This window comes from Pseudomonas sp. FBCC-B1565 (assembly GCF_059133265.1).
The window spans coordinates 2,264,404-2,290,588 of sequence record NZ_CP101438.1 but is presented as its reverse complement, the minus strand read 5'-3'; the positions used below and the strand labels follow the sequence as shown (position 1 = coordinate 2,290,588).

Annotated in this window: 23 protein-coding genes; 16 read left to right on the top strand and 7 right to left on the bottom strand. The window is 63.4% G+C overall.

All coding sequences use genetic code 11. From position 1 onward, the window contains the following. Window positions 1–43: 43 nt before the first annotated feature. From NL123_RS10865 to NL123_RS10800, 14 genes are all read left to right on the top strand, one after another. Window positions 44–1,213, top strand: coding sequence for an efflux RND transporter periplasmic adaptor subunit (locus NL123_RS10865; RefSeq protein WP_248482588.1), 1,170 nt, complete (start codon window positions 44–46; stop codon window positions 1,211–1,213). A 1-nt stretch (window position 1,214) separates the two neighbouring features. Further along, a complete protein-coding gene (locus NL123_RS10860; protein ID WP_248482590.1) occupies window positions 1,215–3,185 on the top strand; it encodes a MacB family efflux pump subunit in 1,971 nt (656 codons plus the stop codon). Next, window positions 3,178–4,581: an efflux transporter outer membrane subunit gene (locus NL123_RS10855; protein ID WP_494357746.1), complete on the top strand. Its 1,404-nt coding sequence runs from the start codon at window positions 3,178–3,180 to the stop codon at window positions 4,579–4,581. The genes NL123_RS10860 and NL123_RS10855 overlap by 8 nt, the downstream gene beginning before the upstream one ends. A gap of 104 nt (window positions 4,582–4,685) precedes the next feature. After that, window positions 4,686–5,435, top strand: coding sequence for an alpha/beta hydrolase family protein (locus NL123_RS10850; protein ID WP_494357745.1), 750 nt, complete (start codon window positions 4,686–4,688; stop codon window positions 5,433–5,435). Window positions 5,436–5,542: 107 nt separating this feature from the next. Continuing rightward, a complete protein-coding gene (locus tag NL123_RS10845) occupies window positions 5,543–6,310 on the top strand; it encodes a FadR/GntR family transcriptional regulator (protein WP_248482596.1) in 768 nt (255 codons plus the stop codon). Window positions 6,311–6,535: 225 nt separating this feature from the next. After that, complete coding sequence (locus tag NL123_RS10840) at window positions 6,536–7,738, top strand: ABC transporter substrate-binding protein (RefSeq protein WP_494357744.1); 1,203 nt, start codon at window positions 6,536–6,538, stop codon at window positions 7,736–7,738. A 57-nt stretch (window positions 7,739–7,795) separates the two neighbouring features. Continuing rightward, window positions 7,796–8,656, top strand: a complete 861-nt coding sequence (locus NL123_RS10835; protein ID WP_015884776.1) for a branched-chain amino acid ABC transporter permease — start codon at window positions 7,796–7,798, stop codon at window positions 8,654–8,656. 1 nt (window position 8,657) lies between these two features. After that, on the top strand, window positions 8,658–9,668 hold the full coding sequence (locus NL123_RS10830) for a branched-chain amino acid ABC transporter permease (protein WP_248482599.1): 1,011 nt from the start codon (window positions 8,658–8,660) through the stop codon (window positions 9,666–9,668). Then, complete coding sequence (locus NL123_RS10825; protein ID WP_248482601.1) at window positions 9,665–10,414, top strand: ABC transporter ATP-binding protein; 750 nt, start codon at window positions 9,665–9,667, stop codon at window positions 10,412–10,414. Before NL123_RS10830 ends, NL123_RS10825 begins: the two co-directional genes overlap by 4 nt. Then, window positions 10,414–11,109, top strand: a complete 696-nt coding sequence (locus tag NL123_RS10820; RefSeq protein ID WP_028617000.1) for an ABC transporter ATP-binding protein — start codon at window positions 10,414–10,416, stop codon at window positions 11,107–11,109. Before NL123_RS10825 ends, NL123_RS10820 begins: the two co-directional genes overlap by 1 nt. Window positions 11,110–11,122: 13 nt before the next feature. Beyond that, complete coding sequence (locus tag NL123_RS10815; RefSeq protein WP_494357743.1) at window positions 11,123–12,391, top strand: Zn-dependent hydrolase; 1,269 nt, start codon at window positions 11,123–11,125, stop codon at window positions 12,389–12,391. Then, complete coding sequence (locus tag NL123_RS10810; RefSeq protein WP_494357742.1) at window positions 12,388–13,794, top strand: amidase; 1,407 nt, start codon at window positions 12,388–12,390, stop codon at window positions 13,792–13,794. Before NL123_RS10815 ends, NL123_RS10810 begins: the two co-directional genes overlap by 4 nt. A gap of 175 nt (window positions 13,795–13,969) precedes the next feature. Beyond that, window positions 13,970–14,833 carry a LysR family transcriptional regulator gene (locus NL123_RS10805; protein ID WP_248482607.1) on the top strand — a complete coding sequence of 288 codons (864 nt, stop codon included), beginning with the start codon at window positions 13,970–13,972 and terminating at the stop codon, window positions 14,831–14,833. Window positions 14,834–14,891: 58 nt separating this feature from the next. Next, window positions 14,892–15,896, top strand: a complete 1,005-nt coding sequence (locus NL123_RS10800; protein WP_071495890.1) for a LacI family DNA-binding transcriptional regulator — start codon at window positions 14,892–14,894, stop codon at window positions 15,894–15,896. On the opposite strand, the gene NL123_RS10795 is transcribed toward NL123_RS10800, so the two are convergent. The 7 genes from NL123_RS10795 to NL123_RS10765 all read right to left on the bottom strand — a co-directional run bounded on the left by NL123_RS10795 (window position 15,893) and on the right by NL123_RS10765 (window position 24,152). Further along, on the bottom strand, window positions 15,893–16,618 hold the full coding sequence (locus tag NL123_RS10795) for an SDR family oxidoreductase (RefSeq protein ID WP_248482609.1): 726 nt from the start codon (window positions 16,616–16,618) through the stop codon (window positions 15,893–15,895). The genes NL123_RS10800 and NL123_RS10795 overlap by 4 nt on opposite strands. After that, on the bottom strand, window positions 16,619–18,151 hold the full coding sequence (locus NL123_RS10790; RefSeq protein WP_494357741.1) for an FGGY-family carbohydrate kinase: 1,533 nt from the start codon (window positions 18,149–18,151) through the stop codon (window positions 16,619–16,621). A gap of 2 nt (window positions 18,152–18,153) precedes the next feature. Continuing rightward, a complete protein-coding gene (locus NL123_RS10785) occupies window positions 18,154–19,233 on the bottom strand; it encodes an alcohol dehydrogenase catalytic domain-containing protein (RefSeq protein ID WP_071495893.1) in 1,080 nt (359 codons plus the stop codon). A gap of 28 nt (window positions 19,234–19,261) precedes the next feature. After that, on the bottom strand, window positions 19,262–20,254 hold the full coding sequence (locus tag NL123_RS10780) for an ABC transporter permease (protein WP_248482613.1): 993 nt from the start codon (window positions 20,252–20,254) through the stop codon (window positions 19,262–19,264). Continuing rightward, window positions 20,220–21,728 carry a sugar ABC transporter ATP-binding protein gene (locus NL123_RS10775; protein WP_494357740.1) on the bottom strand — a complete coding sequence of 503 codons (1,509 nt, stop codon included), beginning with the start codon at window positions 21,726–21,728 and terminating at the stop codon, window positions 20,220–20,222. Before NL123_RS10775 ends, NL123_RS10780 begins: the two co-directional genes overlap by 35 nt. A gap of 63 nt (window positions 21,729–21,791) precedes the next feature. Continuing rightward, window positions 21,792–22,715, bottom strand: coding sequence for a substrate-binding domain-containing protein (locus tag NL123_RS10770; RefSeq protein WP_248482617.1), 924 nt, complete (start codon window positions 22,713–22,715; stop codon window positions 21,792–21,794). Window positions 22,716–22,892: 177 nt separating this feature from the next. Further along, window positions 22,893–24,152 carry an IS256 family transposase gene (locus tag NL123_RS10765; protein ID WP_494357739.1) on the bottom strand — a complete coding sequence of 420 codons (1,260 nt, stop codon included), beginning with the start codon at window positions 24,150–24,152 and terminating at the stop codon, window positions 22,893–22,895. A gap of 219 nt (window positions 24,153–24,371) precedes the next feature. Here NL123_RS10765 and NL123_RS10760 point away from each other — a divergent pair, with 219 nt between their 5' ends. Beyond that, window positions 24,372–25,049 (top strand): sterol desaturase family protein, encoded by a 678-nt coding sequence (locus NL123_RS10760; protein ID WP_494357738.1) that lies wholly within the window; start codon window positions 24,372–24,374, stop codon window positions 25,047–25,049. Beyond that, a complete protein-coding gene (locus NL123_RS10755) occupies window positions 25,046–26,143 on the top strand; it encodes an SMP-30/gluconolactonase/LRE family protein (protein WP_494357737.1) in 1,098 nt (365 codons plus the stop codon). Before NL123_RS10760 ends, NL123_RS10755 begins: the two co-directional genes overlap by 4 nt. The last annotated feature ends 42 nt before the right edge of the window (window positions 26,144–26,185 follow it).

Here is a 26,185-nt window from a genome sequence, read left to right as displayed (position 1 = left end):
CCCCGCAACTGCGGTCCGAACTTTCCTGGCTGGAAACCCACGCATGAAACGCCCTCGACCTGCCCGACGCGCCTTGCTCGTTATCGCGTGCCTGATCCCCATCATCGCCGTCGCGGCCTGGCAGGTGCTGCCGCCGGGGCGTGACACCCTCACCACCGTCACCGTCACCCGCGGCAATATCGAAAACAGTGTGACCGCCCTGGGCACCCTGCAACCGCGCCGTTATGTGGACGTGGGCGCCCAGGCATCCGGCCAGATCCGCAAGATCCACGTCGAGGCCGGCGACCAGGTGCAGGAAGGCCAGTTGCTGGTGGAGATCGACCCGTCCACGCAGAAGGCCAAGCTCGACGCCAGCCGCTACGCCATCGAGAACCTCAAGGCCCAGTTGCAGGAGCAAAAGGCCCAGCACGAACTGGCGCGCCAGAAATACCAGCGCCAGCAGCGCCTGGTCGCCGGCAACGCCACCCGCGAGGAAGACGTGCAAACCGCCAAGGCGGAACTGAGCGCCACCCAGGCGCGGGTCGACATGTTCCAGGCGCAGATCCTGCAAGCCCAGGCCAGCCTGCGCAGTGATGAAGCCGAGCTCGGCTACACGCGGATTTATGCGCCGATGACCGGCACCGTGGTCGCGGTGGACGCCCGCGTCGGCCAGACCCTCAACGCCCAGCAGCAGACGCCGTTGATCCTGCGGATCGCCAAATTGTCGCCGATGACCGTGTGGGCGGAAGTCTCGGAAGCCGATATCGGCCACGTCAAACCGGGCATGACCGCCTACTTCACCACCCTGAGCGGCGGTAACCGGCGCTGGACCAGCACCGTGCGGCAGATCCTGCCGATCCCGCCCAAGCCTCTGAATCAGACTCAAGGCAGCGGCAGCCCCAACAGCACGAATAAAAGCGGCAGCGGCCGCGTGGTGCTGTACACCGTGTTGCTGGATGTGGACAACGGCGACAACGCGTTGATGGCCGAAATGACCACCCAGGTATTTTTCGTCGCCAGCCAGGCCAAGGACACGCTGACGGCACCGGTCGCTGCGCTGCAGGGCACGACGAACGCCAACCAGCAGATCGCCCGGGTGGTGGCCAAGAATGGCCGCATCGAACAGCGCCAGGTGCAGGTCGGCATCAGCGACCGCCTGCGCGTGCAAGTGCTCGACGGCCTGAACGAAGGTGATCACCTGCTGGTCGGCCCGGCCGACGGCAACGGGGGTTGAGGTGAACACGCCCCTGATCGAACTCAAGGACATCCGCAAGTCCTACGGCGGCGGCGACAGCCCGCAGGTCGACGTATTGCGCGGCATCGACCTGGCGATCCATGCCGGGGAATTCGTCGCCATCGTCGGCGCTTCCGGCTCCGGCAAGTCCACGTTGATGAACATCCTCGGTTGCCTCGACCGCCCCAGCACCGGCGACTACCTGTTCGCCGGGGAAAACGTCGCGCACCTGGACAGCGACGAACTCGCCTGGCTGCGCCGTGAAGCCTTTGGCTTTGTGTTCCAGGGCTACCACCTGATCCCCTCGGGTTCGGCCCAGGAAAACGTCGAGATGCCGGCGATCTACGCCGGCATCAGCGCCGCCGAGCGCCATGCCCGCGCCAACGCCCTGCTCACCCGCTTGGGCCTGGCCGAGCGCACCGGCAACCGTCCGCACCAGCTTTCCGGCGGCCAGCAGCAACGGGTGTCCATCGCCCGTGCGTTGATGAACGGCGGCCATATCATCCTCGCCGACGAACCCACCGGCGCCCTCGACAGTCATAGCGGCGCCGAGGTCATGACCCTGCTCGACGAACTCGCCAGCCAGGGCCACGTGGTGATCCTGATCACCCACGACCGCGAAGTGGCGGCGCGGGCCAACCGCATCATCGAGATTCGCGATGGCCTGATCATCAGCGACTCGGCCAATGACAGCGACGCGAAACCCGTGGCCACCAGCGGCGCCCTGCAAGCCGTGGACCTGCGCCAGCGCCTGGCCGACGGCGCCGAGCACAACGGCGCCTGGAAAGCCGAACTGATGGACGCGGTACAGGCCGCCTGGCGTGTGATGTGGATCAACCGCTTCCGCACCGCGCTGACCCTGCTGGGCATCATCATCGGCGTGGCGTCGGTGGTGGTGATGCTGGCAGTGGGCGAAGGCAGCAAGCGCCAGGTCATGGCGCAGATGGGCGCGTTCGGCTCCAACATCATCTACCTCAGCGGTTCGTCGCCGAATCCGCGCACGCCGCTGGGCATCGTGACCCTCGATGACGTGCATGCACTGGCATCCCTGCCGCAGGTGCAGCGCATCATGCCGGTCAATGGCAACGAAGCCGGGGTGCGTTTTGGCAATGTCGACTACATGGCCTACGTGGGCGGCAATGACACCAACTTCCCGGAGATTTTCAATTGGCCGGTGGTCGAGGGCAATTACTTCACTGCTGCCGACGAACGTGCGGCTGCCACCGTGGCGGTGATTGGACATCGCGTGCGCGAGAAGCTGTTCAAGGGTGAGGTCGACCCCATCGGCCAGTACATCCTGATTGAAAATGTGCCGTTCCAGGTGATTGGCGTGCTGGCGGAAAAAGGCGCCAGCTCCGGCAACAAGGACAGTGACGACCGGGTTGCCATCCCTTACACCGCCGCCAGCGTGCGTCTGTTCGGCAGCTACGACCCCGAGTATGTGGTGATCGCGGCGGCGGATGCGCGCAAGGTCCGCGAGGCCGAAGTGGCCATCGACCAGTTGATGCAAAAGCTGCACAACGGCAAGCGCGACTATGAGCTGACCAACAACGCCGCGATGATCCAGGCCGAGGCGCGCACGCAGAACACCCTGTCGCTGATGCTCGGTTCGATTGCCGCGATTTCCCTGTTGGTGGGCGGCATCGGCGTGATGAACATCATGTTGATGACGGTGCGCGAACGTACCCGTGAAATCGGTATCCGCATGGCCACAGGCGCACGCCAGCGCGACATCCTGCGCCAGTTCCTCACCGAAGCGGTGATGCTTTCGGTGGTTGGCGGCCTGTGCGGCATCGCCCTCGCACTGTTGGTCGGCGGTGTGCTGGTGCTGGCCAAGGTGGCGGTGCAGTTTTCCCTGGTGGCGGTGTTCGGTGCATTCGGTTGCGCCCTCGTCACCGGCGTCGTATTCGGCTTCATGCCGGCCCGTAAAGCTGCCCGGCTCGATCCGGTTAAGGCGTTGACCAGTGAATAAACGATCCCTTTACCTGCCCGGCCTCTGCGTATTGCTCAGCGCCTGCACCGGCAACCCGCCAGCCCTGGACAGCGGCATCGCACCGCCGGCCGCCTGGCAATATACCGAGCGTGCGGCGGCGCAGGCCACCAACCGGCAATGGTGGACACAGTTCGGCAGCCCGCAACTCGACCGCCTGGTCGATCAGGCTCGCCGCGACAGCTACGACGTAGCTGCCGCCACCGCGCGCGTGCGTCAGGCCCAGGCCAGTGCAGTGATCGCCGGCGCACCGCTGTTGCCGGAGGTGAAGTTCAACCTCGCCACCAGCCGTCAAAAGTTGCTGCGCGGACCGGGCGGGCCCGATCTGGATGCGTCACGCACCAATGATGCCGTCGACAACTTTGGCGCCAACCTCACCGCCAGCTACGAAGTGGACTTCTGGGGTGGCCGTGCCGCCGCCCGTGACAGTGCGCTGCATAGCCTGCGCGCCAGCGAGTTTGACCAGGCCACGGTGGAGCTGACCTTGCTCAGCAGCGTGGCCGACCGTTACGCGCAAACCCTGGCTGCCCACCAGCGCCAGCAGATCGCCGAACTCAACCTGGCGAACGCGCGCAACGTACTCGACCTGGTGCAGACCCGCTATGACGCCGGCTCCGCCACTGCCCTGGAACTGGCCCAGCAAAAAAGCCTGGTCGCCAGCCAGCAACGTCAACTGCCGCTTATCCAGCAACTGGCCGAAGAATCGCGCATCACCCTGGCCGCCCTCCTCGGCCAGCCCGTGCAGGCCCTGGAGCTGGGCAGCGAACCGTTCCAGGCCCTCACCTGGCCGACCATCGGCGCCGGCATGCCCAGCCAGTTGCTCAGCCGTAGACCCGACATCGCCAAGGCCGAGGCGCAACTGGCGGCGGCGCAAGCCGACGTCACCGTGGCGCGCGCGGCCATGCTACCAGCCGTCACCCTTGGTGCGACGCTTGGCTCCGACGCTTACAAGGCCGCAGACATTCTGCGCAGCCCCTACTACACGCTGACCGCCGGCCTGGTCGGCCCGATCTTCAACAACGGCCGTTTAAGCGCTGAACGCGACAAGGCCCGCGCCCGTCAGGATGAACTGCTGCACACCTATCGCGGCGCGATCATCAACGGCTTTGCCGATGTGGAAAAAGCCCTCAGCAGCATCACCCGCCTCGACCAGCAGCGCCAATGGCAGCGTGAAGAACTGCAACAGGCGCAGACGGCGTTCCAGATCGCCGAAAGCCGCTACCAGGCCGGCGCCGAAGACCTGCTCACCGTGCTGGAAACCCAGCGCACGCTGTACGCGGCCCAGGACCAGAATGTGCAACTGCGCTTGTCACGCCTACAGGCCAGTATCGCCCTGTACAAAGCGCTGGGTGGTGGCTGGCAGACAGAGATCCGATAAACAAAACTCCAGTTTCATACACAAGACGTTCTTTCAGCCTACATTCTTCGACCCAAGGTCCTTGGTAAAAAAACCGCTATCACACGGTTGCCCGGGACCTCTCGATGACTGCTGCAAAACACCTGACGTGCGCCTGTCTCTGGCTGCTGGCAAACCTTGCCGCAGCCCAGCCGTTGATCCCCCCCACTGCCATCGACTGGTTGCTGGACTGTCCCCTGCCCACCGTTGAACGCCTGGACCCCGCGGTACTGGAACGTACCCAATGCGGCACCGTGAGCGTACCGCGCAATTACGCAGCGCCCCGCCAGGGCAGGCTGCGCCTGTACGTGACTCGCGTCGGTGCCCGCGACCCGCTGAGCCGTGAAGGCGTGATCATTGCCCAGGCCGGCGACGCGGCCAAAACGAATCAGGTCGGCACCTTTGTCATCCACCTGGCCAGCCTGTGGAACGCCCACTCCCACCCGGCCTATCGCAGGCTGGTGGACCGTTATGACGTCATCGAGCTCAGCACCCGCGACCTGAGTACCGACAATGGCATCGAAATGGCCGCCCAGGACCTGGAGTTCGTACGTACCCAACTCGGTGAAGCTCAATTGCGTTACCTGGGCAATGCCGACAGCGCACGCCTGGGCAACCGCTACGCCACGCTGTTCCCCGAGCGGGTCACGCGCATGGTGCTGGTCAACGCGCACGCGAGCGAAATGGCGGCGCCCTTCGTCGAACAATTGCGCCTGAACGACTCGGCCACACAGGACGCCAGCCGTTGCATCAACCGCTGGGTGGGCGACTTCCTGGTCTACGGCAAGCAACCTCCACGCTCCACGCGCTGCCTGGATTCCGCCGACAGGCAGTAACCCCCCGTTTGCGACCTGTTGGCCTCAAAAACGACACCCGGCGTTGACGCTGGGGGGCGATCGTTATTAAGTGCTATTTATCCGCATTAATACGATAAATCGAACCCATGCTAAGCCGCCCGCTACGACGCAAACGCCAGAAGCTGTCCGATGTGATTGTCGAGTCGGTCAAGCGCTCCATCGTCACCGACGCCTTGAAGCCCGGCGACCGCCTGCCCACCGAGCGTGAGCTGATGGAAAGCTTCCAGTGCTCCAAGGGCTCTGCCCGCGAAGCACTCAAGGCCCTGGAAGTGGAAGGCCTGGTGAGCACCCGCACCGGCCCCAGCGGTGGCGCCTACCTGAACCAGGCCGGCACCGAACCGGCCAGCCGTGCACTGCGCAACTACCTGCACTTCCAGCACCTGGACGGCGAGCAGGTGTACCAACTGCGCAAAGTCATCGAAGTGGAACTGGCGGTGTCGGTGCTGGGGCGCCTCAGCGAAGACGATTATCAAGCCCTGCAAGACAACGTGGATTTCTGCAGCGCCCCGGAAGACAGCGAAGCCGGCCAGCGCGAGCAACGCCTGGCGGAACTGGAGTTCCATAACCTGCTGGCCAAGGCCTGCCCCAACCCGCTGCTGAGTTTCATGGCGCAGTTTCTCAACGACCTGCTGCGCGACCTGGTGGTGCTGAAAAAAGCCTACAAGCCCAAGCGCAAGCAGTTCGACGCGGCCAACCTGGATTATCACAAGCAGTTGCTGATCGCCTTTCGTGCCGGGGATGAACGTGCGGTACGCAGCTTGATGCATGAACACATGTGCGATGCCGAACACCACATGACCGCCCTTGAAGGCCAGGTCAGCCCGCATTTTCTACTGGAGTTCGATCACTCTTAAGGAACACCACAGACCCCATGTGGGAGGGGGCTTGCCCCCGATGACGCCAGCACACTCAACATTCATGTCGACTGACACACCGCCATCGGAGGCAAGCCACCTCCCACAGTTGGGCTGCATTTCAACCACACACCGTTTCATCCAATAACAGGCCTGCCCACAGGCCCTTGCTCCACCGTATCGCCATTGCCACTCCTGCCAATAACTAAACCAGGGAGTCACCCCATGCAGCGTCGTACGTTGTTGAAAGCCAGTCTCACCGCAGCCGCCGCCCTCAGCCTCCCGCTGAGCGTGCGTTCGGCATTTGCCGCCGAGCCCTTTACCTTTTACGGCCTCAAGTCCATGTCTGGCGCGTTTGCCAGCTATGGCAAGTTTGCCGACATGGGTTCGCGCCTGGCGGTGGAACAGCACCCCGAGGTGCTGGGTCGCCCGTTGAACTACAAAGTCATCGACACCGAAGGCAACGCCGGCAAGGCGGTGCGCAAGGTCCAGGAAGCCATCCAGCAGGATGGCGCGCGGTTCTTCCAGGGGTGCACCTTGTCGTCGTCGGCACTGGCGGTGGCCAAGGAAGTCGACAAGGTCGGTGGCGTGTTCATGACCCCGGTGGGCGCCGATGAAGTCACCGGCAAGGACTGCAACAAGGCAACCTTCCGCTGGTCGGTGCCCACCTACGGCGCGATCCGCGAAACCCTGGTGCCGCTGATCAAGCTGCTGCCCGACGCCAAGCGCTGGTACACCATCACCCCGCAATACGTGTTCGGCGAAGCCCTGCTCGAAGGCGCCAAAAACGTGCTCAAGGAACACGGCCTGGAGCATGTCGGCAACAGCTACCACTCGCTGCAGGAGCAGGAATTTTCCGGCTACCTGACCAACGCGATCTCGACCAAACCCGACGTGCTGGTGCTGCTCAACTTCGGCAGCCAGTCGTCCAACACCCTGCGCCAGGCGGTGAATTTCGGCATCAAGGAGCGCATGAAAGTGCTACTGGTGTGGTCCGCCGGCCTCGACCAGTTCCAGGAATTGGGCAGCGACGTGCTGGAAGGCGTGTACCTCGGCGCGCAGTACTGGCACCAGGTCGACACCCCGCTCAACCGTGAACTGGTCAAGCTCACCCAGGCCAAGTACGGCATCAACCCCACCTACCCGCTGGCCGCCGATTACATCAGCACCAAGGTCATGCTCGAAACCATCATTGCCACCGGCAGCTTCGACGGGCCGACCGTGGCCAAGGCCATGCAGGGCCTGAGTTTCGAAGGGCCGACCGGCAAGGAATCGATCCGCGCCGGTGACCACCAGGTGATCAAGGATTACTACCTGCTGATCGGCAAGGCCAGCAACGACATGGCCGACAAGGATGACCTGGCCAAAGTGCTCAGCGCCGGCCAGTCGTTCCCGCCGGTGGACGCCACGGGCTGCACGCTCGGCTGATCCGCTGAATTTTGTAGCGCAGGGCCGCGCAAGCGGCGTCCTGCCGAGGGTTCCTGCATGCTTAATCTTTACCTGTTCCAGATCCTCAACGGCCTTGGGCTGGGGATGATCTACTTCCTCATTGCGGTCGGGCTGACGATCATTTTCGGCCTGCTCAATTTCGTCAACTTCGCCCACGGCGCGTTCTTTCTGCTCGGTGCCTACATCTGCTACACCGCCGTGAGCCTCACCGGCAACTTCTGGCTGGCGCTGCTGATCGCGCCACTGGTGGTGGCTGCGTTGGCCTGGGTGATCGAGCGCCTGTTGATCCAGCGCATCTACCACTTGCCGCACATGTTCCAGATCCTGGTGACCCTGGGCATCGCGCTGATCATCCAGGAGGCCAGCGTGATGATCTGGGGCCCGGTGGGCAAGAGCGTCGCGGTGCCGGAACTGCTGCGCGGCGTGCTGGTGGTGGGTGATTTCGTCTACCCCTACTACCGCCTGTTCCTCATTGTGTTTTCCGGGCTGGTCGGCCTGGGCCTGTGGCTGCTGCTGGAACGCACGCGCTTCGGCGCCCTGGTGCGCGCCGGCAGTGAAAGCACCGAAACCGTGTCGCTGCTGGGCACCAATATTTTCCGCCTGTTCTCCATGACCTTCGCCCTCGGCGTGGCCCTGGCCGGCGTCGCCGGTGTGCTGTTTGCACCGTTGCGCGGCGCGCAGCCCTTTGTCGGCCCGGAGATTCTCGGCGTGGCCTTCGTGGTGGTGGTGATCGGCGGCATGGGCTCGTTCAGCGGTGCGCTGGTCGGCGGTTTGCTGGTGGGCGTAGTGCAAAGCCTGATGACCACACTCTGGCCCCAGGGTGCGAGCCTGATGATCTACGGCGCGATGGCCGTGGTGATTCTGGTGCGCCCTTACGGCCTGTTCGGGAGAGCCTGACATGAGCGAGAAAAATCCCCTGCCGTTTGCCAAGACGCAATCGCGCGCCATGTTGCTGTGGGTGCTGGCGGTACTGATCGGCCTGCCGTTGATATTGCCCTCAGCAACCCTGGCCACCGAGATCCTGATCTTTGCCATGGCCGCCCTGGCCTGCAACCTGTTGCTGGGCTACACCGGGCTGCTGTCGTTTGGCCAAGGCATTTTCTTCGGCGCCGGCGCGTATTGCGCGGCGCTGCTGATGATCCACCTGCAACTGGGCCTGTTCACTGCGTTGCTCGGCGCCGCCATCGCCGGTGGCTTGCTGGCCTTGCTGGTGGGCGCCCTGGCGATCCGCCGTACCGGCATCTACTTCGTGATGCTGACCCTGGCCTTCAGCCAGATGGCGTATTTTGTCGCCTACACCCTCAGCGACTGGACCGGCGGCGACAACGGCCTGCTCAGCGTGCCGCGCCCGGAAATCCGCCTGGGCGACACCGTGCTGTTGTCCCTGGCCGACGCCCGCGCGTTCTACGGTTTTGTCGCGGTACTGTTCCTGCTGATCTTCATCGGTGCGCGCCGGGTGATCGCCTCGCCGTTCGGCAGCACGCTGATGGCGATCCGCGAAAACGAAACCCGTGCCTCGGCCATCGGCTACGACACGCGGCACTTCAAGATCCTGGTGTTTGTGCTGTCCGGCGCCGTCACCGGGATTGCCGGGGCGCTGTACGCCATGCTGCTGCACTTTGTGCCGCTGTCGAACATCGACCTGGCGATGTCCGAGAACATCCTGATCATGACCATCGTCGGCGGCACCGGTTCGCTGTTCGGCTCGCTGCTGGGCGCCGGTTCCATCGTGCTGCTCGGGGATTTTCTCTCCGACCTGTGGCCGCGCTGGCTGATGCTGCTGGGGGTGATCCTGATCCTGGTGGTGATCTTCATGCGCGGTGGTTTGTGGGGCGGCCTGGCGTCGCTGTTCGAGAAGGTGCGCGGCAGCCGCAAGAGCGTGGTTGTCGCCAAGGAGGAAGGGCTATGAGCATCCTGCTGGAAACCCAGGACCTGGAACTGGCCTATGGTGCGTTCCATGCGGTGAATGGCGTCAACCTCAAGGTCGAGGCCGGCACCATCCACACCATTATCGGCCCCAACGGCGCCGGCAAGACCAGCCTGTTCCACTGCCTCACCGGCGAGCGCCAGGCCACCGCCGGGGCGATCCATTTCGACGGCCGGAACCTGATGCGCAAACCCGCCCACGGCCGTGTCGGCCTGGGCATGGCGCGCTCGTTCCAGCTCACCAGCCTGTTCCAGAACCTCAGCGTGCGCGAGAACCTGCGCCTGGCCGCCCAAGGCCGTGACGGCGCACGCGCCCTCAACTTCTGGCGCCGCGTAGACAGCCAGCGCGAACACCTGGAAATGGCCGACCAGGTGCTGGAGCGCCTGCAACTCACCGCCCGCGCCGACACCCTGGCCGGCGAGTTGTCCCACGGCCAGCAACGGGTGCTGGAGGTGGGCATGTCGATCTGCTCCAAGCCCAAACTATTGATGCTCGACGAACCCACCTCGGGCATGGGCATCGATGACATCCCGATCATGACCCAACTGATCAGCGACCTTGGCCGCGACCACACGGTGCTGTTGATCGAACACAACATGAGCATTGTCATGTCCATCAGCCAACGCATCACGGTGATGAGCCACGGCCAGATCCTGGTGGAGGGCACGCCGGAATTCGTGCGCGCCGATGAACGTGTGCGCACCGCGTACCTTGGGGAGGCTGCCTGATGCTGATCGTCGAGAATATCCATTCGTACTACGACAAGAGCCACGTACTGGAAGGCGTGTCGCTCACCGTCAACCCCGGCGAACTGGTGACACTGCTGGGGCGCAATGGCGCCGGCAAGACCACCACCCTGCGCAGTATCCTCGGCATCATCTGCCCGCGCCAAGGCCAGATCCACTTCAACGGCCAGGCGCTGGTCGGGCAGAAGATCTTCGAAATCGCCCGCCAGGGTTTGGCATTGGTGCCGGAGAACCGCGGGATTTTCCGCTTGCTCACCGTCGAGGAAAACCTGCGCATCGCCGCCCGAAAGACCAGCCGCTGGCAGCTTGAAGACGTCTACGCCATGTTCCCGCGCCTCAAGGAGCGGCGCAAAAACGCCGGCCACGCGCTGTCTGGCGGCGAGCAACAGATGCTCGCCATCGCCCGCGCGCTGCTCAACGACCCCAAGCTGCTGATCCTCGATGAACCCACCGAGGGCTTGGCCCCGGTGATCGTCGACGAACTGGTGAAGATCCTGCGTAAGGTCAAGGACGACGGCCTGCCGGTGCTGCTGGTGGAACAGAACCTGATGGTCTGCGACAAACTCGCCGACCGCCATTACGTGCTTGAACAGGGCCGCGTGGTCTACGAAGGCAGCGCCGAAGCCTTCCGTGCCGACCCTACGATCAAAAACCGTTATTTGGCCCTGAGTGCCTGACCGGAGACTGCTAATGAACAGTTTTACGCAACCGCTCCAGAGCAACGCCCCGCTGATCAACCGCGACCGCCTGTGGCAATCGCTGATGGATTTGGCCCAACTGGGCGCCACGGTAAAAGGCGGCGTGTGCCGCCTGGCCCTCACCGACCTCGACCGCCAGGCCCGCGACCTGTTTGTGCAATGGTGCGAGGCGGCCGGGTGCAGCGTCAGCGTTGACGCCATCGGCAATATCTTTGCGCGCCGTGCCGGGCGCAACCCTGCCCTGCCTCCGGTGATGACCGGCAGCCATATCGACACCCAGCCCACCGGCGGCAAGTTCGACGGGTGCTACGGGGTGATGGCCGGGCTGGAAGTGATCCGCACCCTGAATGATTTAAAGATTGAAACCCAAGCACCGCTTGAAGTGGTGGTGTGGACCAACGAAGAAGGCTCGCGCTTTCCACCGTGCATGATGGGCTCCGGGGTGTTTGCCGGTAAGTTCGACTTGCAGGACACACTCGACAAAGTCGATGACCAGGGCCTGTCGGTGGGCGCCGAATTGCAGCGCATCGGTTACGCCGGCTCCCGCGCCGTGCTCGGCCACCCGGTGGGCGCGTATTTCGAGGCGCATATCGAACAGGGCCCGGTGCTCGAGGACCAGGCCACCACGATTGGCGTGGTCATGGGGTGCCTGGGCCAGAAGTGGTTCGACCTGACCTTCACCGGCGTCGAAGCCCACGCCGGCCCGACGCCGATGCACCTGCGCAAGGACGCCCTGGTCGGCGCCGCCGAGGTGGTCAGCGCGGTCAACCGCATCGCCCATCAACAGCAGCCCCACGCCTGCGGCACGGTGGGTTGCCTGAGCCTGCACCCAGGCTCGCGCAACGTGATTCCCGGCGAGGTGCACATGACCATCGACCTGCGCCACCTGCACGCGGACACGCTGCAAGCCATGGTCGATGAAGTGCGCGGCGTGATCGAAGCCACCGCCCAGCGACACGGCCTGACCTTTGAACTGACGCCCACCGCCGATTTCCCACCGCTGGACTTCGCCCCGACCTGCGTCAACGCGGTGCGTGACGGTGCCGAGGCCCTGGGCTTGAGCCATATGGACATCGTCAGTGGTGCCGGGCACGACGCGATCTTCGTCGCCGAACTCGGCCCGGCCGGGATGATCTTTGTGCCGTGCGAAGGCGGCATCAGCCATAACGAAATTGAAAACGCCGCGCCGGACGACCTGGCGGCGGGCTGCGCGGTATTGCTGCGCGCCATGGTCAATGCGGCACAGGGGGAAACGGCATGAGTGAGATCGGCCAACTGACGGCGGTGCAACTGCTGCAGCATTTTCGCGACAAGACCTTGTCGCCGGTGGAGGTTACCGAAGACGCCTTGCTGCGTATCGAACGCTACAACCCGGTGGTGAACGCCTATTGCCACGTCGACCCGGAAGGCGCGCTGAGTGCGGCGCGCGCCTCGGAACAACGTTGGCTCGACGGCCGACCCTGCGGTGCGTTGGACGGTGTGCCGGCGTCGATCAAAGACCTGACGCTGACGATCGGCATGCCGACCCGCAAGGGCTCGCGCACCTCATCCGCCGAAGGGCCGTGGGACGTCGACGCGCCCTTCACAGCCTTTATGCGCAAGGCCGGCGCGGTGCTGCTGGGCAAGACCACCACCCCGGAATTCGGCTGGAAAGGCGTGACCGACAACCCGCTGTACGGCATCACCCGCAACCCCTGGGACACGCGCACCACGGCGGGCGGCTCGTCCGGCGGCGCAGGCGCAGCGGCGGCGTTGAACCTCGGCGTGTTGCACCAGGGCAGCGATGCGGGCGGTTCGATCCGGATTCCCTGTGCGTTTACCGGCACCTTCGGCATCAAGCCGACCTTCGGTTATGTGCCGCAATGGCCGGCCAGCTCCATGACGATTCTGTCGCACCTGGGGCCGATGACCCGCACGGTGGAAGACAGTGTGCTGATGCTGCAGACCATCGCCCAACCGGACGCACGGGATGGCTTGATCGGTGCTCCACGCACCACACCATGGCTGACGCCGGGTACGGATTTGAAAGGCTTGCGCGTGGCCTACAGCCCGACCTTCGGTTACGTCGATGTCGACCCACAGGTGGCCAAGGTAGTTGCCGAAGCGGTTCGAGGCCTGGAACAACTGGGCGCCCATGTCGAGCAGATCGACCCAGGGTTCAGCGACCCGCTGGAAGTGTTCAGCACCTTATGGGCAGCCGGCGCAGCGCGCCTGACCGGCGCCATGAGCGAGGCACAAAAACAGCTGCTGGACCCCGGACTGTTAAAGATTGCAAAACGTGGCGAACAGCTGAGCCTGGACGACTTCAGTGCCGCCCTTGAAGCCCGCGCCGCATTGGTAGCGCGCATGGCCGCGTTCCATGAGCATTACGATGTACTGGTGTCGCCGATGATGCCGATCACCGCATTCGAAGCCGGGCACGACGTACCGCCCGGCTCCGGCTTGCAGGCATGGACACAGTGGACCCCCTTCACCTACCCCTTCAACCTGACCCAGCAACCGGCGGCGTCGGTGCCGTGTGGGTTGGCGGCGAATGGCTTGCCGGTGGGGTTGCATGTGGTGGGCGCGCGGTTTGCCGATGAGCAGGTGTTGCGGGTGTGCCAGGTGTATGCAAAGGCATTCCCGACCAAGCACCTGCAGGCCCCAATCACCAGAACACCGTAGGACCCCATGTGGGAGGGGGTACACGCAGATGGTCCTGGCCCTATCTGGCTGAGGACGAACACTGCAACTGTGGGTACTTTTCGCCAGTTCTACCTAAAGACCTTGGGAGCAAGCCTCCTTCCACAGTATCGGGCGCATTCCTTTACACTGTCCCCCATTCATCCCCGGGGGCTTCATGGACATCGAACTGGCACGCACCTTCCTCGAAATCACCCGCTGCGGCAGCCTCGCCGCAGCGGCCGAGAAACTGCACGTCACCCAGACCGCCATCACCGCACGGGTCAAGAGCCTGGAAAGCCAATTGGGCAGCACACTGTTCGTGCGCAACCGCGCCGGCGCCCGGCTGACCGCCGATGGCGAGGCCTTCGTGGTGTACGCCAACCAGTTGCTGCAGACCTGGGAGGCCGCCAAACGCGACCTGCCGCTGCCCGATGGCTATCGCAACGTGCTGCACATCGGTGGCGAAGTCAGCCTGTGCAACCCGCTGATGCTCGGCTGGGCCCAGGCCCTGCGCCAGAACATCCCCGGCCACGCCCTGCGCACCGAAATCCGCGAAGGCGAATACCTGCTGCGCCAACTGGAGCTGGGTGTACTGGACGCCGCCCTGGTGTTCCAGCCGCAGTACTGGCCGGGCTTGCAGGTGGAGCAGGTGCTGGAGGAAAAACTGATTCTGGTGCAGCTGGTGAGCAACCCGGCGCCCTATGTGTACATCGATTGGGGACCCGGTTTTCGTCAACAACACGACGCCGCCCTGCCCGACAAGGCCCGCGCCGCGCTGAGTTTCAACCTGGGGCCGCTGGCGTTGCAGTACATCCTTGAGAACGGCGGCGCCGGCTATTTCCGGACCCGCGTGGTGCAGAGCTACCTGGACAGCGGCGTGATGCAACGCGTGCCCAAGGCGCCGGAGTTCAGCTTCCCCACCTACCTGGTGTATTCACGGGCGCGAGACTCGGCGGTGTTGCAACAGGCGCTGGGGTTGCTGCGCGAGGTGGTCAAGGCCGAAAGCGACTGGTCGCAACGCTGGGACCCGCTGATTTGAAGCAACAATATCCGCCGCGCATGCTAGCCTGCGGGTGTTTCCTTTTGCAGCCTTACCGATGAACAAGAAAAAGTCCGTCACCATCAGCGACATCGCCAAACAGGTCGGCATGACCACCATCACGGTGTCACGGGCGCTGAGCAAACCTGACCTGGTCAAGCCGGCCACCCTGGCACGCATCCTCGAAGTGGCGCGGGAGCTGGACTACGTGCCCAACGCCTTCGCCCGCGGGCTCAAGCGCAGTGAAAGCCTGATCATCGGCGTGATCACGGCGTCGGTGGACAACCCGTTCTACAGTGAAATGATCAAGGCGATTTCCCGCGAGGCCAAGCAGCACGGCTACACCATCATGCTGGTGGACACCGATGAGCTGGAAGAACTGGAAAGCAAGGCCGTGGACACCCTGTTGGGCTACCGCGTGGCGGGGATCATCCTGTCGCCGGTCTCGGATGAACCGGGCTACCAGCCCGACTACCTCGAACGCCTGGCCAACGGCAAGACCCCAGTGGTGCTGCTCGACCGCACGATCCACGACAGCCCGTTCAGCCGTGTGGTGCTCGACAACTACCACAGCGGCATCCAGGCCGCGCACTACCTGCTGCGCCAGACGCCCGACCTCAGGCGCCTGCTGGTGCTGACCGGCCCCGAACATTCACGCATCACCGTGGAGCGCCTCAAGGGCCTGCGCGAAGTGCTGGCCGAACACCCGCAGGTGCAGGTCGAAGTGCAGGCCGGCGACTACACGCTGATGCCCTCCTACCTGCATACCCTCGACTACCTGGCCGAACACTCCGCGCCGGACGCGATCATGGGGTTCAACCAGTTGATCACCCTCGGCGCGCTGCGCGCGTTGCGCATGCACAACATCCCCCACGACAGCCTGACCATCTGTGGCATCGACCGCCTGCCCTTCGCCGATATCTTCGGCGTGCCCATCGCCTGCGTGGCCCATGATGCGTCCCTGGCCGGCAGCAGCGCGGTACGCCTGCTGCTCGACCGCCTCGAAGACCCGAGCAAGCCGCGGGACAAGGTGGTCATCGCTGGCCAGTTGGAAAACGGCTAACGACTGGTATAACCGCCGTCGATGGGCAGGCTGACGCCGCTGATCATGCTCGCCGCGCGGCTCAGCAGGAACAGCACCGGCAGGGCCACTTCCGCGGTTTGCGCAAAACGCCCCAAAGGAATCGCCGCCAGCGCCGGGTCACGCTTGGCCGGTGCGGACCACGCCATGGTCGCCATCGGTGTGAGCGTGACCGTTGGGTTGACGCTGTTGACGCGAATGCCGAAGCGGCCCCACTCGGCACATTGCACGCGGGTGATCGCATCCAGCGCCGCCTTGGAGGCACAGTAGCCGAGGTGATCGTCCAGCGCCACCAACGAGGCCTGGCTGGAGACGTTGACGATGCTGCCGGCGATCTGCGCTTCGATCATTTTCGCCGCCACACGGCTGGCGACCTGCGCAGCGGCGCGGGCATTGACGTTCATCACCTGGTCAAACGCCTCGGCGCTGATGGCAGCGGCAGGTTCCAGGCGCGAGATGCCGGCGCAGTTGACCAGGCCGTGCAGCGGCGGCAGGTCTTGCAGGGCTTTGTCGAGGGCCGTGCTGTCAGCGATGTCCAGGCAGAGGCTGTGGCAACCGAGTTGGGCCAGGGCCTGCGCGTCGCGGCCGAGGGCAAACACGTCGGCGCCGCTGGCGATCAGTTGCAGGGCGATTTCACGGCCAATGCCGCTGCTGGCGCCGGTGACGAGGATGCGGTGGTGGGTGAAGTCGAAGGCGGCGTTCATTCAGTTCTCCTGCAGGCTGTGCATGATCGGTTTCAGGGCCGGATAAAGCTTCAGGTATTCGCCGAATGCACGGTCATACGCCTCGACGTTTTGCGCCTTGGGCTCAGCGCGCAGCTCCAGTTGCACCCAGCCCTTGTCCATCGCCGCATCACTCACCAACCCCACCGTATGCGCCGCCAGCAACGCCGCGCCCAACGCCGCCTCAACCTCCTGAACGATGGTGTACACCGGGTACCGCGTGACGTCGGCGATGATCTGCATCCACAGGTCCGAATGGCTCGCCCCGCCCACCACGATCAAGCGCGGGTCCAGGGAGTGCGCACCGCGCGTACCCGCTTCGATGTTATGCCGCAAGGCAAAACTCACGCCTTCCAGCACGGCGCGGTACAGGTGGATCCTGGTGTGGTACAGGTTCAAGCCGACAAAACTGCCACTGGCGCGGTCATCCCACACCGGGCTGCGCTCGCCCATCAGGTAGGGCAAGAACAACAGGCCCTCACTGCCTGCCGGGATGTGCATCGCCCGCTGCTCCAGCAGCACCAGGCTGTCCTGGCCGCTGGCCTTGGCCTGTTGCTCTTCGGCCTGGCAGAACTGCTCGCGAAACCAGCTCACCGAAGCCCCGGCGGTGATCGCACCACCGAAGATGTACAGGTCACGGTGGCCGTTGTAGACGTGGGGCATGCTGACCAGGCCATGGCGCGCATCCACCTGCTGGTTGAGGTAACCCCAGCACATGCTGGTGCCGATCATCGCCACGTGGCTGCCCGGTTGTGTCACCCCCGCCGCCAGCGTGGCCATGGCCGCATCGACGCCACCCGCCAGGATCGGCGTGCCGGCCTGCAGGCCCAGGCGTGTCGCCCAGGCCTCAAGCAAACCACCGACCACCTCCCCGGAATGCACCAAGCGCTGCGGCATCATGGCCTGCGGGATACCCAGCGCATCGAGCATCTCGGCCGACCAGCCACGCGCCTTCACGTCGTAGACGCCACCAATGTTGCCGGCACTGCTGTGGTCCACCGCCAACTCACCGGTGAAGCACCAGTTGAGATAGCTGTTCGGCGGCAGCAGGTAGCGGGTCTTGGCCCACACTTCGGGTTGGTGCTGCTTGAGCCAGAGCATCTTGGTGAAGCCGTAGTAGCTGTCCACCGAGTTGCCGGTCACCTCGAACAGGCGCTCCAGGTCCACATGCTCGCGCACCCAGGCCACTTGCTCGCCGGCGCGGCGGTCCATCCAGATCAGGCACGGGTGCAGCGGTGTGAGCTGCGCATCCACCGCAATCCCCGAGCCGCCATACAGGCTGCTGATGCACAGCGCCTTGACCTGGTCTTTCGCCACAGCGGCCTTGGCCATGCACTGCGCCACGCAGGCCTCGACGGCGTCCAGCCAGACCTGCGGCCATTGTTCGGCCCAGCGCACTTTCGGGGTATCCACGCGATACCCCTGGCTGTGCTGGGCGATGATCGTGCCTTGAGCATCCACCAGCAGCGCCTTGGTGCTCTGGGTTCCGATGTCGACCCCCATCACGTAATTCATGTTCAAACCACCGGCTTCAACAGCACCTTGATCGACTTGGTCGAGTTGGCCAACTCAAAGGCTTCGGCCCAGTCGTCCAGCGGGAAGTCATGGGTGACGATGCCTTTGGAGGTGACCAGGCCGCGCTCGAACAGGTCGATGGCGATCGGGTAGCAATACGGGCCGAGGTGCGCGCCGCGTACGTCCAGTTCCTTGCGGTCGCCGATGATCGACCAGTCGACGCTGGTCTCGGCGCCGAACACGCTGAACTCGACAAAACGCCCGAGCTTGCGGATCAGGTCCAGGCCCTGGGTGACGCCGGCCGGTACGCCAGTGGTTTCGATGTAGACGTCGCAGCCGTAGTTGTCGGTGAGGCCGTTGATGATCTCGCGGGCGTTGTCGCGGGCCGGGTTGATCACCACGTCGGCGCCAAATTGCTTCGCCAGTTCCAGGCGCTCGTCGACCATGTCGATCACCACCAGTTTCTTCGGGGTCTTCAACGCGGCGACCTGGACCATGCACAGGCCGAGGGTGCCTGCGCCGGCGATCACCACCACGTCGTCAAGCTGGATATCGCCACGGTTGACGGTGTGGATCGAGCAGGCCATCGGCTCCACCAGCGCCGAGTCTTCCAGCGACACCGACTCGGGAATCTTGTGCACGATGGCAGTCTTGGGGATGCGCATGTACTGGGCCATGCCGCCTTCGGCCACTTCGCGCTGGAAGCCGAAGATGTTGTGCACTTCGCACATCCAGTACTTGCCGGATTTGCAGAAACGGCACTTGCCACAGGGCACGATCTGCTCGGCGATCACCTTGTCGCCGACCGCGACTTCAAAGTGCTCGGCGGCGCCCTCGCCGACTTCCACCACATAACCGAAAAACTCGTGCCCCGGCACCACCGGCGCCTTGACCCAGGGGTTGTCGCCGCCCCAGAACATCGCAGCGCCCGAGTGGCACTTGCAGTCACTGGCGCAGATGCCGCAGGCGGCGATGCGGATCACCAGTTCATTGGCGCGGGCCTGGGGTTTACCGATGCGTTCCAGGCGGTAGTCTTTGGGGCCGTGGCAGACGACGGCTTGCATGTCGGTGTGCTTGTCCATGGTGTCGAGTCCTGTGCTTGTTAGGAGTTTATTTGTGGCGCTGACGGCTGATGAAAATCGCCAGCAAAATGATCGCGCCCTTGATCACGCTCTGGACGTAGGGCGACACGCCAAGCATGTTCAGGCCGTTGTTCAGCACGCCAAGCAGCATGGCGCCGAGCAAGGTGCCGACGATCACGCCGCGCCCGCCGGCAATCGACGCGCCGCCGAGTACCACGGCGGCAATCGCATCCAGCTCGAACGACACGCCGGCATTCGGCTGGCCGCTCATCAGGCGTGAAGTGAGCACCAGCCCGGCAATCGCTGCGGTCAGGCCGCTGATGCCATACACCAGCAGTTTGAAGCGCGCGGCACGCACGCCGGAGAGGCGCACCGCTTCTTCATTGCCGCCGATGGCGTAGATGTAGCGGCCGATGCGCGTGTGTTGCAGCAGCACATAGGCGGCGGCGTAGGTAATCAGCATGATCAGGATCGGCACTTCGATGCCGAACAGGCTCTGACGGCCGAAGAAGCCAAACCACTCCGGCAGCCCGGAAATCGGGTAGCCGTCGGTGTACATCAGGCCCAGGCCCCGAGCGATGCCCATGGTCGCCAGGGTCACGATGATCGGCGGCATGTGCAGGTAGGCGACGAACAGGCCGTTGCCGATGCCGAAGGCCACGCCGATCAACATCCCCGCGCCAATCGCCAGGCCCGGCGGCAGGCCCGCGACCATCAACCCGGCGGTGAGCGTGCCGGACAACGCCATCACCGGCCCCACCGACAGATCGATGCCGCCGGTGAGAATCACGCAGGTCATGCCCACCGCGATGATCGCGTTGATCGACACCTGGCGGGCGATGTTCGACAGGTTACTGGCGGTGAGGAAGGTGTCGCTGGCGAGGATCATCACCAGGGTCACCACCACTAACCCCACGAACGGATAGAACGCCGGCGAGCGCACCAGCCGCGCCAGGTTCAGGCGCAGCCGGCTGCTGTCGACGGTGTTAATGGACGTATTCACTTGAGCCCCCTGTTGCATGGCGCATGACCTCTTGAGGATTGACGGCGGACGCTTCGAGGACCTTGACGATCGCGCCCTTGTGAAACACGGCGACGCGGTCGCACATGCCGATGACTTCCGGCAGCTCGGAGGAAATCATGATGATTGCGTAGCCCTGTTCGGTGAGGCTGCGCATCAGCGCGTAGATCTGCGCCTTGGCCCCCACGTCGATGCCACGGGTGGGTTCGTCGAACACCAGCACGTCGCAGTGGTGGTTGATCCAGCGGGCGATCACCACCTTCTGCTGGTTGCCGCCACTGAGGTTGAACACCCGGCTTTCGCCGCTGGGGGCCTTGATCGACAGCTGGCGCATCAGGTCTTCGACACTGGCGCATTCCCTGGCCTTGTCGATCAGGCCCGAGGCGTTCTGGTATTTGGGCAGGTTGTTCAGCGAGATGTTTTCACGAATGCTGAAATCGGTGATCAGCCCTTCGCTCTTGCGGCTTTCCGGCAGCAGGCCGATGCCGTGGGCGAGCGCCTGGGCCGGGTCATCCAGGGTAATTTTCTCACCGCGTAGCCACACGTCTTTGCTCACCGACGGCAGCGCGCCCATCATGCCCAGGGCCAGCTCGGTGCGACCGGAACCGACCAGACCGGCAAAGCCGAGGATCTCGCCCTTGTGCAGTTGGAAGCTGTTGCGGGGGCCGTTGCGCACCAGCTGAATATCCTTGACCTCCAGCAACAGCGGGCCGCGTGCGCTGCTCGGTTTGGGCGGAAAACTGCATGCCAGGCGGCGCCCGACCATCATCTCGACCAGGCGGTCGATGTCACTGTCGGCCACATCGGTGACGCCGACATTGCCGCCGTCGCGCAACACGCTGATGCGGTCGCACACCTGGAAAATCTCCTCCAGGTGATGGGAGATAAAAATCACCGCCACGCCCTGGCGCTTGAGCTCGCGCATGATCTCGAACAGCAGCTCGGCTTCGCTTGGCGTAAGGGTGGCGGTGGGTTCGTCGAGCACCAGCAGGCGCGCATCCAGGGCCAGGGCCTTGGCGATTTCGACAAACTGCTGCTCGGCCACGCTCAGGTGCTTGACTGCGCATTGCAGGTCGATGATCACGCCGAGGCGCTTGAACAGCGCCTCGCTGGCCTCGACCATTTCGCGCTTGCGCAGCAGGCCTAAGCGGTTGCTGAGCTCATGGCCGAGGAAGATGTTTTCCACGGCCGTGAGGTACGGAATCAGGCTGAATTCCTGGAACACGATGCCAATGCCGGCGGCGATTGCATCGCGGTAGGTCGCGAACTGCCGGGCCTGGCCATCGATCAGGATCTGGCCTTCGTCCTGACGCTCGACGCCGCCGAGGATCTTCATCAGGGTCGATTTGCCCGCGCCATTTTCGCCGAGCAAGGCATGGATCTCGCCGCGCTCGACCTGCAGGTTGATGGACTTGAGGGCCTGTACGCCCGGGTACCGCTTACAGATGTTTTCCAGCTTCAGAAGACTGCTCATGCCGCCGACCTCGTATTCAGAAGGAGACCGCAAACCCCACGGATGGCGTGGGGCCTGGGTGGTTTACCAGCTGAAATCCTTGGCCTTGGCCTGGTCGATCAAGGTGATGTCCACCGGGATGGTGGCCGGCACTTGCGAGCCCCACTTCTTGGCCAGGGCGATGCCCAGGGCAAGGCGGATCTGGTCACGAGGGTATTGCGCCGAGGTGGCGATGAATTTGCTGCCGGGTTTCTGGATCGCCTTGATCGCTTCCGGCGCGCCGTCGACGCTGACCAGTTTCACGTCCAGGCCGCTGGCTTCGATGGCCGAGAGTGCGCCGAGGGAGCCGTTGTCATTCACGCTGAAAATGCCCTTGAGGGTGGGCTGGGCCTGCAGCATATTTTCGGTGACGGTCAGCGCCTGGTCACGTTCCTGCTTGCCGTTCTGGATGCTGACAATCTTGATGTCCGGGTGCTTGGCCACGGCTTCTTTGCAACCACGCACACGCTCCAGGATCGGCACCACGGCAATGCCGTCGAGGATCGCGATATTGCCTTTGTCGCCGATGCTCTTGGCCAGGTATTCACAGGCCTGGAAGCCGGCGTCGAAGTTTTTCGAACCGACGAAGGAGTCCAGCGGGCCGTCCGCCTGGGCGTCTACCGCAACCACCACCACACCGGCGGCGTGGGCGGATTTGACGGCCGATTGCACGCCGACCGAGTCGGTGGGGTTGATCAGCAGGATATCGATGCCTTTTTGCAGCATGTCTTCAACGTCGCTGACCTGCTTGGACACGTCGTGGCGGGCGTCGGTGATGATCAGTTTCGCACCGATGGTCGCCCCGGCTTCTTCCAGGGCGTTTTTCATGGTGACGAAATAGGGGTTGTTGATTTCCTGGAAGGACGCGCCGATGCGGATCGGCTTGGCGGCGTCGGCAAAAGCGGGGGCAGCGGTACCGAGGGTGATGCTTACAGCCAATAAACACAGGGTTTTCGGGAGCATTTTCATGGCGTGGTTCTCTGTTTTGTTTTTATTGTTAGAGCAAATGTTATCGTTAACATTTTGCGAGAAGCTAACAAGGAAATTCGGGTGACGCAAGGGGCCACTGGTCGGCTTCGGTCGGAAGGGAGTATCAGTTTTTTTGTGTTCGGGCTGATTGGGCCTGCCGTCAGGTAGGCCATTGTTTTACCAGCTCGGCCTGGTAAATCGGTCTCCGTAGAGAATCGCAAACTGGTTAAGCGCCACTTTCCAGTCGTGTGCCGCTCGGCTCCAGTCAGCAGTGATATTGCGCAACGCTAGCCAGATCAACTTTGTCGCGGCGTCGTCGGTCGGGAAATGCCCACGAGTCTTGATGATCTTGCGTAACTGAGCATTGATGCTTTCGATGGCGTTGGTCGTGTAGACCACCTTGCGGATGGCTGGAGGGAAGACAAAGAACGGGATCACCCGGTCCCAGGCTCGACGCCACGCAGCGACCACCGTCGGGTATTGCTTGCCCCAAGGCCCTGCTTCAAAAGCGTTTAACTCTTGCTCTGCAGCATCGGCATTAATCGCCTGGTAAATCGGTTTGAGCGCCTTGGCCAGCGGGCGGCGCTTATCCCAAGCCGCGTAATCCAGACTGTTTCGTATCAGATGCACGATGCAGGTTTGCAGCGTGGTGGCAGGAAAAACTGCTCCCAAGGCCTCGGGTATGCCTTTGAGACCATCGGTGACGGCGATCAAAACATCTTCAACGCCTCGCGTCTTGAGGTCGTTGAACACCTTCATCCAGAACTTCGCGCCCTCTGTGTTCTCAATCCAGATACCCAAAATGTCGCGCGTACCATCAGGCAGTACGCCCAGCGCCAGATAGATGGCCTTGTTGCGCACTAAGCCCTCGTCACGGACCTTAACTCTCAGCGCATCAAAGAAAATGACCGGATACATGGGTTCCAGAGGGCGTTGTTGCCATGCGCCAACCTCATCCAGAACAGCATCAGTCACTGAGCTGATGAAGTCATGCGACACATCGGTTCCGTACTGCTCCGCCAGAAACGCGCGGATTTCACGTACCGTCATGCCGCGGGCGTACATGGCGATGATCTTGTCGTCAAAACCGGTAAATCGACGTTCGTGTTTCGGGATCAGGATCGGCGCGAAGCTACCTTCTCGATCCCTGGGGATTTCCAGTCGAAGCGGCCCATCGTCTGTGAGCACCGTCTTGCCGCTTTTACCGTTGCGCTGGTTGGTTGAATCCTCGGGGCGCTCCGCGCCCTGAGGATAACCAAGGTGGTGCCCCAGTTCGGCCCCCAAGGCTCGCTCAATCAGCGCTTTTTTGAACGCCATGGAGGCGTCCTGAATGGCTTCGGCACTCATCGGCCCCTTGACGAACTGGTCGATGAGCTCCTGTGGGATCGAGGGCAACTCCCTCGCTGTTGCACTGGCAGCTTTCTTTTTGGTCGGCATACATGCACCTCTAGCTACATGTTATGCCCGAACACAAAATTTCTGACAGTCCCGGTCGGAATGTCACACGGGGGGCTGCTTCGCAGCCCAACGCGGGGCAAGCCCGCTCGCCACAGCAAGCCCCCTCCCACACGTGTTCATGTGTGCACCACAAAACCTCGCACAATCTTGAGTAACAACTAAGCTCAGCCTCCAACAAAAAAGACCGAGCTGCCTGCCATGGCCCATCCCACCGAGACCTTTCGCGCCCGTTACCGCGCCCAAGTCGCGCCCCACTACAACCCCTGGCTCCACGCCAGTTTCGTGTTCGGCTACGGCATCGCGTGCATCAGCCTGGCCTGGTCATCGACGCACCAGATCACCGCGCTGCAATGGCTGACCGTGCCCGCGACGCTGGTGTTCTTCAACCTGTGTATCTACCTGGTACACCGCCACCTCGGCCACCACAAACACGCCCTGGCCCGCCTGTTCTATGCGCGCCACACCGGCGATCACCACAGTTTTTTCACCCCCGGCCACATGACCTACGACAGCCCTAGGGACTGGCGCGTCATTCTGTTTCCGGCCTGGCTGATCGTGCTGCACAGCCTGGCGATCACCCTGCCCGCCTGGTGGCTGCTCCAGCAGTTGAGCCCCAACGTCGCCGGATTGTTCGCCGGGTGCATGCTCCTCGGATATTTGCTTTACGAATTGTTTCACGCCTGCGAACACCTGCCCGCCGACCACCCAGTGGCACGGCTGCCGTGGCTGCGCCAGATGCACCAGTTGCATGCCCTGCACCACCGCCGTGAGCTGATGCAGGGGCACAATTTCAATATCGTCCTCCCGCTGATGGATTACTTGTTCGGCACCCTGTACTGGGAGCCGGACCCCCACGACAACCAGGAATCGTCATGAGTACCCGTCCCAAAAAACTGCGTCATCTGTTGTTTGTGCTGTTTCTGCTGGTGATCGCCTTCTTGCTGTTGATGCCCACCAAAGTGCAACCGGTGAACTGGACACCGCCCAAGCCGCCGTCGCTGAAGGACGGCCCCTACGCCGAAAACCAGCGCCTCAAGGGCGTGCAGAAGATCGGCGCGCAGGACATCGCCGGGCCCGAAGCCTTGCTGCTGGATGCCCAGGGTTATCTGATCAGTGGCTTGCATGACGGGCGCATCATCCGCACCGCACCCGACAGCCGCAGCCTGGAGGTACTGGCCAATACCGGCGGTCGGCCCCTGGGAATAGCGCTGCACCCGGATGGGCGCTTGATCATTGCCGATGGCATCAAGGGCCTGCTCGCCCTGGATGCAAACCGCCAACTCACTACCTTGAGCACGGGAGCCAATAACGTCCCCTTCGGTTTCACCAATGACGTCACCGTGGACGCCAGCGGGCGTTATGCCTACTTCAGCGATGCATCGAGCCGCTGGGGTTATGGGCAGGACGGCGAAGCGGTGATCGAACATGGCGGCGATGGTCGGCTACTGCGCTATGACTTCAGCAACGGCACCACCGAGGTGCTGCTCGACCAGCTGCAATTCGCCAATGGCGTGGCCCTGGGCCCGGATGAACATTATGTACTGGTCAATGAGACCGGCGCCTATCGCATCAGCCGGTATTGGCTCAAGGGCGAACGTGCCGGCAGCCATGACCTGTTTATCGACAACCTGCCCGGCCTGCCGGACAACCTCAGTTTCAACGGCCAGGACCGTTTCTGGGTAGCACTGTATTCACCGCGTAACCCGTTGCTGGACGGCTTCGCCGGCTACCCCTTGCTGCGCAAAGTGATGGTGCGGGCGTTGATGGTGGTGCCCAAGCCGATCGAGCGCAAAGCCTTTGTGCTGGGGTTGGATACGCAAGGCAAGGTGATTGCCAATTTGCAGGATGGCAGCGCGGGCAACTACTCGCCCATTACCACCGCTCGGGAATACGGCGAGTGGTTGTACCTGGGCTCGCTGAAGAGTACGAGCATGGCGCGCCTGCCGTTGGCACTGGCGTTGGCGCCCTGACGCAAAAAGGGCATACAGGCGCTCGGCCTGTATGCCCTGGTG

Excerpts from the sequence above, each read along its gene's own strand:
- NL123_RS10865 (WP_248482588.1), top strand. The coding sequence starts at position 44 with ATGAAACGCCCTCGACCTGCCCGACGCGCCTTGCTCGTTATCGCGTGC.
- NL123_RS10850 (WP_494357745.1), top strand. The coding sequence starts at position 4,686 with ATGACTGCTGCAAAACACCTGACGTGCGCCTGTCTCTGGCTGCTGGCA.
- NL123_RS10845 (WP_248482596.1), top strand. The coding sequence starts at position 5,543 with ATGCTAAGCCGCCCGCTACGACGCAAACGCCAGAAGCTGTCCGATGTG.
- NL123_RS10840 (WP_494357744.1), top strand. The coding sequence starts at position 6,536 with ATGCAGCGTCGTACGTTGTTGAAAGCCAGTCTCACCGCAGCCGCCGCC.
- NL123_RS10835 (WP_015884776.1), top strand. The coding sequence starts at position 7,796 with ATGCTTAATCTTTACCTGTTCCAGATCCTCAACGGCCTTGGGCTGGGG.
- NL123_RS10830 (WP_248482599.1), top strand. The coding sequence starts at position 8,658 with ATGAGCGAGAAAAATCCCCTGCCGTTTGCCAAGACGCAATCGCGCGCC.
- NL123_RS10825 (WP_248482601.1), top strand. The coding sequence starts at position 9,665 with ATGAGCATCCTGCTGGAAACCCAGGACCTGGAACTGGCCTATGGTGCG.
- NL123_RS10820 (WP_028617000.1), top strand. The coding sequence starts at position 10,414 with ATGCTGATCGTCGAGAATATCCATTCGTACTACGACAAGAGCCACGTA.
- NL123_RS10815 (WP_494357743.1), top strand. The coding sequence starts at position 11,123 with ATGAACAGTTTTACGCAACCGCTCCAGAGCAACGCCCCGCTGATCAAC.
- NL123_RS10810 (WP_494357742.1), top strand. The coding sequence starts at position 12,388 with ATGAGTGAGATCGGCCAACTGACGGCGGTGCAACTGCTGCAGCATTTT.
- NL123_RS10805 (WP_248482607.1), top strand. The coding sequence starts at position 13,970 with ATGGACATCGAACTGGCACGCACCTTCCTCGAAATCACCCGCTGCGGC.
- NL123_RS10800 (WP_071495890.1), top strand. The coding sequence starts at position 14,892 with ATGAACAAGAAAAAGTCCGTCACCATCAGCGACATCGCCAAACAGGTC.
- NL123_RS10795 (WP_248482609.1), bottom strand. The coding sequence starts at position 16,618 with ATGAACGCCGCCTTCGACTTCACCCACCACCGCATCCTCGTCACCGGC.
- NL123_RS10790 (WP_494357741.1), bottom strand. The coding sequence starts at position 18,151 with ATGAATTACGTGATGGGGGTCGACATCGGAACCCAGAGCACCAAGGCG.
- NL123_RS10785 (WP_071495893.1), bottom strand. The coding sequence starts at position 19,233 with ATGGACAAGCACACCGACATGCAAGCCGTCGTCTGCCACGGCCCCAAA.
- NL123_RS10780 (WP_248482613.1), bottom strand. The coding sequence starts at position 20,254 with ATGCAACAGGGGGCTCAAGTGAATACGTCCATTAACACCGTCGACAGC.
- NL123_RS10775 (WP_494357740.1), bottom strand. The coding sequence starts at position 21,728 with ATGAGCAGTCTTCTGAAGCTGGAAAACATCTGTAAGCGGTACCCGGGC.
- NL123_RS10770 (WP_248482617.1), bottom strand. The coding sequence starts at position 22,715 with ATGAAAATGCTCCCGAAAACCCTGTGTTTATTGGCTGTAAGCATCACC.
- NL123_RS10765 (WP_494357739.1), bottom strand. The coding sequence starts at position 24,152 with ATGCCGACCAAAAAGAAAGCTGCCAGTGCAACAGCGAGGGAGTTGCCC.
- NL123_RS10760 (WP_494357738.1), top strand. The coding sequence starts at position 24,372 with ATGGCCCATCCCACCGAGACCTTTCGCGCCCGTTACCGCGCCCAAGTC.
- NL123_RS10755 (WP_494357737.1), top strand. The coding sequence starts at position 25,046 with ATGAGTACCCGTCCCAAAAAACTGCGTCATCTGTTGTTTGTGCTGTTT.